Source organism: Actinotalea sp. C106 (assembly GCF_023630195.1).
GTDB lineage: Bacteria > Actinomycetota > Actinomycetes > Actinomycetales > Cellulomonadaceae > Actinotalea.
Genome location: NZ_JALPKN010000114.1, coordinates 1 through 9,601, shown reverse-complemented (window position 1 = coordinate 9,601; position 9,601 = coordinate 1). Strand labels below are relative to the sequence as shown.

Sequence of the window (9,601 nt, the reverse complement as noted above, 5' to 3'; positions counted from 1 at the left end):
ACCGGGCCGGTGGGTCGGGGCGCCCGGCCGCCCCGGTGCGCGTCGGCGGCTGCGCGCACGGTGCGTGGGCCTCGGCCACGGGTAGCTACCTCCAGCTGTGCGACGGCGCGGACGGAGAGGCCAAGGACCTGGAGGGCATGAGCACCTCCGACGAGCTGAGGTTCCGCGTCAACCGGGACGTCGTGGTGCTCAACGACACCTTGCGAGGTCGCCTGTGGGTGCCGCTCGAGGACCCGCGGCTGCGTGAGCCCAACTGGCAGGACATCGAGCCGGACGAGGAGATCGAGGAGGACGACGAGGACTCCGAGGCGACGCAGGCCACGCAGAACCTGCAGGCCGAGTGCACGGCGGACTCGAGCTCTCCCCTCGCCGCGGACGACGAGTTCGGCGTGCGTCCGGGGCGCACCACGATCCTCTCGGTGATCGACAACGACACCTCCTCGGACTGCGGCATCCTGACGATCTCCGAGTTCGACCCGATCCCGGAGGACTTCGGCACCCTCGTGCCGGTCTACGGCGGCAGGGCCTTGCAGCTGACGACGACGCCGGGGGCCACGGGCAGCGTGGACCTCACCTACACGATCAACGACGGGCGCGGCAGCTCGGCCCCGTCCACGGCCGGGGTCCGGCTGACGGCGCGGCCTGACTCCCTCAACGAGCCGCCCGTCCAGCTGCGCACGGGCACCGTGCTGGTCGAGCAGGGCGCCTCAGCGACGTACGACCTGCTCCCGGACTTCCGCGACCCGGACGGCGACCACCTGATCCTTGCCGGTGCCACGGTCGACTCGGGCAGCGCGGTGCGTACCCGGCAGAACGGTGAGCTGACCTTCGTCTCCGACGGCGCCGACCTGGGCCGTCAGCTGGTGACCGTGCAGGTCTCCGACGGCATCGAGACGGTCGACGGCATCGTCAACGTCGACGTGCGTCCCGCGGGCTCGCTCGCCCCGCTGATCGACCCGGTGCACGCCGAGACCTACGTCGACCAACCCGTGACGGTGCGGCCGCTGGCCAGCGTGCGGAGCGCGACGCGCGAGCCGGTGCGGCTCGCGGGGGTCGACGAGCACTCCGAGGCGACGGTCGAGTCCGACCTGACCGCCGGGACCTTCAGCTTCACGGCGCCGCGCCCCGGCACGTACTACGTGAGCTTCCTCGTCACCGCCTCCCCGCAGGAGGCCGCCGGCCTCGCACGCATCGACGTGCTCGAGCAGCCCGAGACCGCACCGCCGCCCGTCGCGGTGCTCGACGTCGCGCTGCTGCCGCCGGGCGGTGAGGTGACGATCGACCCGCTGGCCAACGACGTAGACCCGGCGGGCGGCATCCTGGTGCTGCAGTCGGTCGAGGTGCCCCAGGGCACGGGCCTGCGTGCGGCCGTGCTCAACCACCGTCTGGTGCGCTTCACCTCGACGCGGGTCCTCGAGGACCCCGTCGTCGCGACCTACGCCATCTCCAACGGCTCGGCCTCGGTGACGGGGGAGATCCTCGTCCAACCCGTGCCGGCAGCCGCCGGGCAGCAGGCCCCGGTCGTGCCCGACGTCGTCGCGACGGTCCGCACCGGTGGTGTGGTGACGATCCGTGCGCTCGAGGACGCCTACGACCCCGACGGCGACCCTCTGACTCTCCAGACCACCCTCGCCGAGCCTCTCTCGAGCGGCCAGGGCCTGATGTTCGTCTCGGGTGACACCCTGCGGTACCAGGCTCCGGCGACGCCGATGGAGGTGCACGCGACCTTCGTCGTGACCGACCCGTCGGGCAACGCCACGGCCGCGAGCGCGACCGTCCGCGTCCACGCCTCCGACCCGGAGGACAAGGCTCTGCCGCGTCCGGAGAACCTCACGGCCCGCGTCTTCGAGGGCGGGACGGTACGGATCCCGGTCCCGCTGGTGGGCATCGACCGCGACGGTGACGGGGTGTACCTGCTGGGGCCCGACGTCGTGCCGACCAAGGGCCGGATCGTGGCGATCGGTGCGGACTGGATGGAGTACGAGGCGTTGCCGGGTGAGCTCGGCACCGACGAGTTCACCTACGCCGTCGAGGACTGGGTCGGCCAGCGTGCCGTCGCCCGGGTGCGGGTCGGGATCGCCCCTCGCCCGACCACGGCCGCGGCGGTCGTCGCTCGGGACGACGACGTGACCGTCCGCCCCGGCCAGCGGGTCGAGGTCCGGGTGCTGGGCAACGACGTGGACGCCTCGGGGGGTGAGCTGACCCTCGCCGAGGAGCTCGACGTCGAGGACGGGGTCGAGGCCCACGTCGAGGGCCGGCGCGTCGTGGTCCAGACGCCGGAGAGCGCGGGCGTGGTGCAGGTCGGCTACACCGCGACGAACGACCGCGGCGGCCGGGACACCGCGACCCTGACGGTGACGGTGTCCCAGGACGCACCGTTCCTGCCGCCCGTGGCCCGCGACGTCGTCGTGCCTGCGGTCGACACGATCAACCGGTCGACCGTCGAGGTCGACGTGCTCGAGGTCGCGGACAACCCCAGCGGCCCGCGCTCCGACCTGGAGGTCTCGGTGCACCGCTCGGCGGGTGAGGTCGCCAGCGTGACCGAGGCCGGCCGGGTGCTCGTCCAGCTGACGACCCAGCCGCAGAGCATCCCGTACCGGTTGACCAACACTCATCCGCAGGCCGAGGGCGTGAACTCCCTGGCCTTCATCACGGTGCCTGCCCTCGGGGACTTCCCGCCGGTGCGCCGTCCACGGGCCCCCGACCTGCGGGTGGTCGCGGGGGAGCGGCTGGAGATCTCCCTCGACGAGCAGATCCAGGTCGCCCCAGGCCGGTCGGTGCGCGTCGAGGACGCGACCCGGGTCACCGCGACCCGCGCGGACGGGTCCTCGCTCGTGGTGAACAACCGCACGCTGCAGTACACGGCGCAGCAGGACTACGCCGGACCGGCGTCGATCTCGGTCCAGGTCACCGACGCCCTGCCGGGGTCGGAGGGCCGTACCTCGGTGGTGACCCTGCCGATCACGGTGCTCGCGGCCGAGGCCTACCCGCCGACCTTCAGCCCGTCCACGCTCACGGTGGGCCCGGGGGAGGTGACCGTGGTCGACCTGCGGGTGTTCACCTCGACCCCGGTCGGTACCGCCGAGGGCTTGGAGCGCTACGCGTACAGCCTGACCTCGCAGGCCCCGCGCGGGTTCACCACGAGCCTGGACGGCACGCAGCTGACCGTCCAGGCCGACCCGACGGTGCCTCGGGGCACGGTCGGTGGCGTCGGCGTGCAGATCGCCTACGGCGGTTCGACCTCGGTGACCGGCCAGGTCGAGTTCCAGGTGACGGCGAGCTCGCGTCGCCTGGCCAACGTGGTGGACCACCAGCTCGAGGGGGTCGAGGGCAACACCCACACCGTCGCGGTGCTCGACGGTGCCTCGAACCCGTTCCCCGGGGAGCCGCTGACCGTGGTCGGCGCGGTGGTCGAGACCCCGGGTGCCGGGGACGCGAGCGTCTCGGGCCAGGGGGTGGCGGTACGCCCCGCGGCGGGCTTCATCGGCACGATGGTCACCCGCTACCGGGTGCGGGACGTCACCGGGGACCCGGACCGTGAGGTCGAGGGACGGATCAGGATGACCGTGCGCGGCCGGCCCGACACCCCGCGCGCGCCCCGCGTCGGCGAGGTCCGTGACCGCACCGTGGTGCTCTCCTGGGACGCTCCGGCGAACAACGGGTCCCCGATCACCACGTACCGGGTCACCGCCCAGCCGGGCGGCATCGCCCGTGAGTGCGCCTCGACCACGTGCACCATCGACGGCCTGACCAACGACGTCGAGTACAGCTTCACGGTGGCGGCGCGGAACGCGATCGACTGGTCCGACCCGAGCCCTGCCTCGGCGCCGGCCCGGCCCGACGCCGTCCCCGGAGCCCCCGGTGCCCCGAGCCTGGTGTTCGGCGACCGGCAGATCGCGGCGAGCTGGAGCGCCCCGGACAACCCTGGTTCGGCGATCACGGCCTACACGGTCGAGATCAGCCCTGCGAACCAGCGCGGGCAGAGCTCCTTCACGACGTCGAGCACCAGCACGACCCTGCCTGACCTCGCCAACGGCACCAGCTACGCGGTCCGCGTGCGGGCCCAGAACCGCGCGCCCGACCCCGGGCCCTGGAGCGGGTGGACCGAGGACACCCCCGCGGGGGTCCCTGACGCCCCCTCCGTCACCGCGACCCGGGTCGACGACGCGCTGGGCGGCAAGATCGACGTCCGCTGGACCCCGGGGTCGACCAACGGTGATCCGATCCGGGGCTACGAGCTCGTCATCTCCGGCGGACCGAATTCACGCACGGTCAACCCGTCAGGGACGTCCTACGCGTTCACGGACGCCGCCAACGGCGTGCAGTACACCTTCGCGGTGCGCGCTGAGAACAAGGCAGGGCGGGGGAGCTCCGGCAGCGCGAGCTCCTCGGCCTTCGGGGCGCCCGGGGCCGTCTCGGGGCTCCAGGCCGACCCGTCGTCCAGCGCTGACCCCGGTGCGGGGACCATCGACCTGAGCTGGCCCGCGCCGAGCGACCGAGGCTCCCGGATCACCGGGTACGAGGTCGAGGTCAACGGCAGCGTGCAGACCACGGTCAGCGGCACCAGCCAGAGCCACCGGCTCACCGGCCTGACCGGTGGCCAGGCCGTGTCCGTCCGGGTGCGCGCCGTCAACGCGGCGGGCAAGGGCGAGTGGAGCGGGTCGCGATCGCCGACGCCGATCACCCGTCCGTCGGCTCCCACCGATGTCACCATCGCTATCGCAACGACTGCCAATGACTTCGGAGAACCGGAGAGTCTCCGAGTCGGCTGGGCGCGGCCCGCTCAGCTCGGCGGCGCGGACGTCTCCTACCTCGTGACCCTCACTGTCGGGAATCGAAGGGTTGTCTCCGACGCCCCCGCCGGGGGGACGAGCCTGGTCGTGGACCTCGGCTCGGCACGCATCTCGCCCCTCGGGTCGAACGTGGAGGCCGTCGTCACTGCGGTGAGCAGTGCTGGACCCACGAGGGCACCTGCGGTGAACCAGACCTTCCGCTGGGGGAGCACGCCGGGTACACCGACCGACGTGCGCTTGGAGACGCAGGGCGGAGTGGTGACTGCACGCTGGGAACCGCCGACCACGGACGGGGGTCTGGCCATCTCTGGCTACACCGTCGAGCACCGGATCAACGGCGCGGTGTCGCAGCGGGTCGACGTCTCGAGTACCGATCGAACCCACGGTTTCCGGCCTTCCCCGGGCCTCGCTCCTGGCGACAGGCTCGAGGTCAGGATCTGGGCGAACAACGAGCTCGGGTCGAGTGGCAGCTACGGGTCGGCCGAGACGTCGCCCGACCCTGACCCCGACCCCGGCGCCGGCGGATGACCGCCCGCCCCGCCCCCCGCAGCACATCGCACCACCCACCACAGGAGAGCAGCACGTGACGATCACCCCTGAGCAGAGCGCCTGGTTCGCGGAGACCTTCGACACCCTCGTCGCGAACGTGGGCGAGGCCTTGCTCGGCAAGGACCACGTGGTGCGCCTGGCGTTCACGGCGATGCTCGCCGAGGGGCACCTGCTCCTCGAGGACGCGCCGGGCACGGGCAAGACCTCGCTGGCCAAGGCCCTCGCCGCGACCGTCCAGGGCACCCACAGCCGGATCCAGTTCACCCCGGACCTGCTGCCCTCGGACGTGACGGGTGTGACGATCTACGACCAGAACACCCACGAGTTCACCTTCCACCAGGGCCCGGTCTTCGCCTCGGTGGTGCTCGCGGACGAGATCAACCGCGCCTCGCCCAAGACGCAGTCGGCCCTCCTGGAGGTCATGGAGGAGTCCAAGGTCACGGTGGACAAGGTGTCCCACTCGGTGGGTCGCCCCTTCATGGTCATCGCGACGCAGAACCCCATCGAGCAGGCCGGCACGTACCGCCTGCCCGAGGCCCAGCTCGACCGGTTCCTGCTCAAGACCTCCCTGGGCTACCCCGACCACGCGTCGATGGTCGAGATCCTCTCGGGCTCGGCCTCGCGGGACCGCACCGAGCGGCTCACGCCCAAGATCACCACGGGGGCCGTCGCGGACATGGCGGTGCTCGCCTCGACCGTGCACACCGACGCCGCGGTCCTGGACTACGTGGCACGGCTGTGCGAGGCCACCCGGGTCGACGCGCAGACAGCCCTGGGCGTGAGCGTGCGCGGCGGCATCTCCCTGGTGCGCTGCGCCAAGGTGTGGGCGGCCTCCCAGGGGCGCGGCTACGTCATCCCCGACGACATCAAGCTGCTGGCCGAGCCGGTCCTGGCGCACCGCATGATCCTGGACACCGAGGCCGAGTTCGCCGGGGTCACGTCCACCCAGGTCGTCGGCCGCATCCTCGCCGACACCGAGCCCCCGGCCGCGCGGATCGACTGACGTGCGAGCTCTCCTCCGCCGGCTCGCCAGGGCCGGTCGCCGTCTGGTGCACCCCGTGTCGGGTGTCGGGTGGGTCGTCCTCGTGCTCGGCGTGGTGCTGGCCCTGGTGGGCTGGGACCGCGGCTGGCTCGAGATGACCGTGCCGGCACTGACCCTGCTCGGGGCGATGCTCTGCGCCCTGGCCCTGACGGTCGGCCGCTCGACCTTCTCCGTCGACCTGGACCTCTCGGGCAACCGGGTGACCGTGGGGGAGCGGGCCGCGGGTCGCATCACGGTGCGCAACACCTCACGACGGCGGCTCCTGCCCGCCCAGATCGAGATGCCCGTGGGGCGTGGCGCGGCCGACTTCCACCTGCCGTCCCTGGGGCCGGACGCCGAGCACGAGGAGGTCTTCGCGGTGCCGACCACGCGGCGGGCCGTCGTCGTCGTCGGGCCGGTCCGCTCGGTGCGTGGCGACCCGCTGGGCCTGCTGCGGCGGCGGGTCCGGTGGACCGACCCGGTCGACCTGTACGTCCACCCCGCCCTGGTGTCCCTGCAGGGGGCCGCCTCGGGGGTGCTGCGCGACCTCGAGGGGCAGGCCACCCGGGTGCTCTCGGACTCGGACATGTCCTTCCACGCGTTGCGCGACTACGTCGCCGGGGACGACCGTCGGCACATCCACTGGAAGACCAGCGCCCGCGTCGGGCAGCTCATGGTCCGCCAGTTCGAGGACACCCGCCGCACGCACACGGCGGTGGCCCTGTCGACGGCCCTCGCGGACTACGCCAACGAGGACGAGTTCGAGATGGCGGTGGCTACGGCCGCCTCGATCGGGGTCCAGGCGTTGCGGGACGAGCGCGAGCTGACGGTCCTGGCGGGGGCCGGGCCGCTGCGCACCGACAGCCCGCCCCGGCTGCTCGACGACTGCTCGGGCATCGAGCTCGCCCTCGACGGCCGCGGCGGGGACCAGCTCGGCACGTGGGTGGCGCGCTCGGCGGCCGACGCCTCTGTCGCGATCCTCCTGGTCGGCTCGGTGCCCACCCGCCAGTCGATGCGCGCCCAGGTCCGGCACCTCCCGGCCGGGGTGCGGACCCTGGTGCTGGTCTGCGCGCAGGGAGCGGCCCTCGAGGTGTCCCAGCACGGGACGCTGTCGATCGCACGGATGGGCTCCCTCGCGGACCTGCCCCGCGTGCTGCGCCGGGTGGTGGCCGGATGAGCGTCCCCGCTCCCACGACGGCCACGACGCCCCCCTCGACCCGGATGCGTCCGCAGGGCCGCCGGTCCTGGGTCGACGTCCTGGTCCTGGTGATCGCCCTGGGCCTGGCCCTGCTGCCCCTGGTGCCGGTCTACGGATGGTCTGCGGCGACCCCTGCGATCCTCGGCGGCCTCGTCCTGGGGGCCGCGGTCGCCGGTGCCGGGGCGCGCTGGCGCTGGCCGGCCCTGGTGACCAGCGCGGTGGCCCTCGTGGTCTACCTGCTCGCCGGTGGTGCGCTCGCCGCTCCGACGACGACGGTCCTCGGGGTGCTGCCGAGCCTGCCGACCGTCGTCCAGCTGCTCGTCTCGATCATCCGGGTGTGGAAGGAGGTGCTGACCCTCGACCCGTCCCTCGGGGCGAGCGGCACCCTCTTGGCCGCGCCGTACCTGCTGGCCCTCGTGGGGGCCATCACGGCGGTGAGCGCCGCGCTGCGGGCCGGTCGCCGTGGCGGTGCCTGGGCCGGGCTGGTGCCCGTCGTGGTGCTCGGCCTCGCCGTGCTGCTCGGCACCAAGGACACGGTGCTGCCCGTCGTCGCCGGGATCGCGATGGCCGTGCTGCTACTGGGCTGGGCGGCGTGGCGGCGGGGCAACCTGGTGCCGCGCCGGGTCCTGGCCCTGGTGTCCCTCGGGGCCGTCGCCCTCGCCTCGGGGGCCGTGGCCGGGCCGGTGCTCGCCGAGCAGAGCCCACGCTTCGTGCTGCGCGACGAGGTGGTACCGCCCTTCGACCCGCGCGACCACCCCAGCCCCCTCGCGGGGTTCCGACGGTTCGTCAAGGACTGGGACGAGACCGCGCTGCTGACGGTCCGTGGCCTGCCCGAGGGCACGCCGGTGCGCCTGGCGACCCTGGACGCCTACGACGGCGTGGTGTGGAACGTCGCGGGGTCGGAGGCTGCTGAGGGTTCGGGGGAGTTCCGCCGCGTGGGGGAGACCATCGAGACCTCGGTGCGGGGTGAGCGCGCCGAGGTCGAGATCGAGGTGCACGAGCTGCCCTTGGTGTGGTTGCCCACCGTGGGCTACGCCGAGCGCTTCGACTTCGCCGGCGCCGGGTCCCTCGACCTCGCGGCGGACCTGCGCTACAACGACGCGACCGGCACCGCTGTGCTCACCGAGGGCGTGGCCGCGGGGACCCGCTGGCAGGCGACCGTCGTCGTCCCCTCGGTGCCCGACGACGAGGCCATCGGCAACGCGAGCACGGGGGACGTCACCCTCCCCGAGGTCGACGGCGTGCCCGACGCCGTGCCGCTCTTCGCCGGGGAGGTGGCCGGGACCGCGACCTCCCCCGTGCTCATCGCCCGGACCCTCGAGCAGGGGCTCGCCGAGCGCGGCTGGTTCTCCCACGGGTTGACCGCCGAGGGGCAGTACCCCTCCCTGTCGGGCCACGGCGCCGACCGCATGACCACCCTGCTGACCGGTGAGCTGATGGTCGGCGACGGGGAGCAGTACGCCTCGGCCATGGCACTCATGGCCCGGGAGATGGGGCTGCCCGCGCGCGTGGTCCTGGGCTTCGTGCCCGACGAGGAGCAGCTCGGCGCGCAGGAGATCACCATCCACGGTGAGGACGTGCAGGCCTGGGTCGAGGTCAGCTTCGCCGGGCACGGCTGGGTGCCCTTCTACCCCACGCCCGACGAGTCCCGCACCCCGCGGGAGGACACCCCCACCGAGCAGTCCGAACCCCAGCCGCAGGTGGTGCAGCCCCCGCCGCCACCGCCGGACCCGGTCACCCCGCCCGAGGACGACCCCGAGCAGGCCAGCACCGAGGAGACCGAGGAGGACGCGTTCGCCTCGCAGATCTGGCGCACGATCCTGACGGTCGCGGTCGCGGTCGGCATCCCCGTGGTGCTGCTGGTGCTCCCGCTGCTGCTGATCGCCCTGGCCAAGCGTCGCCGTCGGGAGCGCCGCCGGAGCGCAGCGGTGCCCGTGGCCCGCGTGCAGGGCGGCTGGGAGGAGGTGCTCGACCACGCCCGGGATCTGCGGCGTCCGGCGCCGCGGGCCTCGACCCGGCGTGAGATCGCGGTCGGGCTCA

Annotated in this window: 4 protein-coding genes; all 4 read left to right on the top strand. The window is 73.3% G+C overall.

The window, feature by feature from the left end:
* Positions 1–137 precede the first annotated feature (137 nt).
* Entirely contained in the window at positions 138–5,321 is a 5,184-nt protein-coding gene (locus tag L0B03_RS09345; protein ID WP_250445540.1) for a fibronectin type III domain-containing protein, read from the top strand.
* Positions 5,322–5,376: 55 nt separating this feature from the next.
* A complete protein-coding gene (locus L0B03_RS09340; protein WP_250445539.1) occupies positions 5,377–6,345 on the top strand; it encodes a MoxR family ATPase in 969 nt (322 codons plus the stop codon).
* A 55-nt stretch (positions 6,346–6,400) separates the two neighbouring features.
* Positions 6,401–7,540 carry a DUF58 domain-containing protein gene (locus L0B03_RS09335; protein WP_250445538.1) on the top strand — a complete coding sequence of 380 codons (1,140 nt, stop codon included), beginning with the start codon at positions 6,401–6,403 and terminating at the stop codon, positions 7,538–7,540.
* Positions 7,537–9,601: transglutaminase domain-containing protein (locus L0B03_RS09330; protein ID WP_250445537.1), on the top strand; the 2,065-nt coding region annotated here is incomplete at its 3' end. The genes L0B03_RS09335 and L0B03_RS09330, both read left to right, overlap by 4 nt.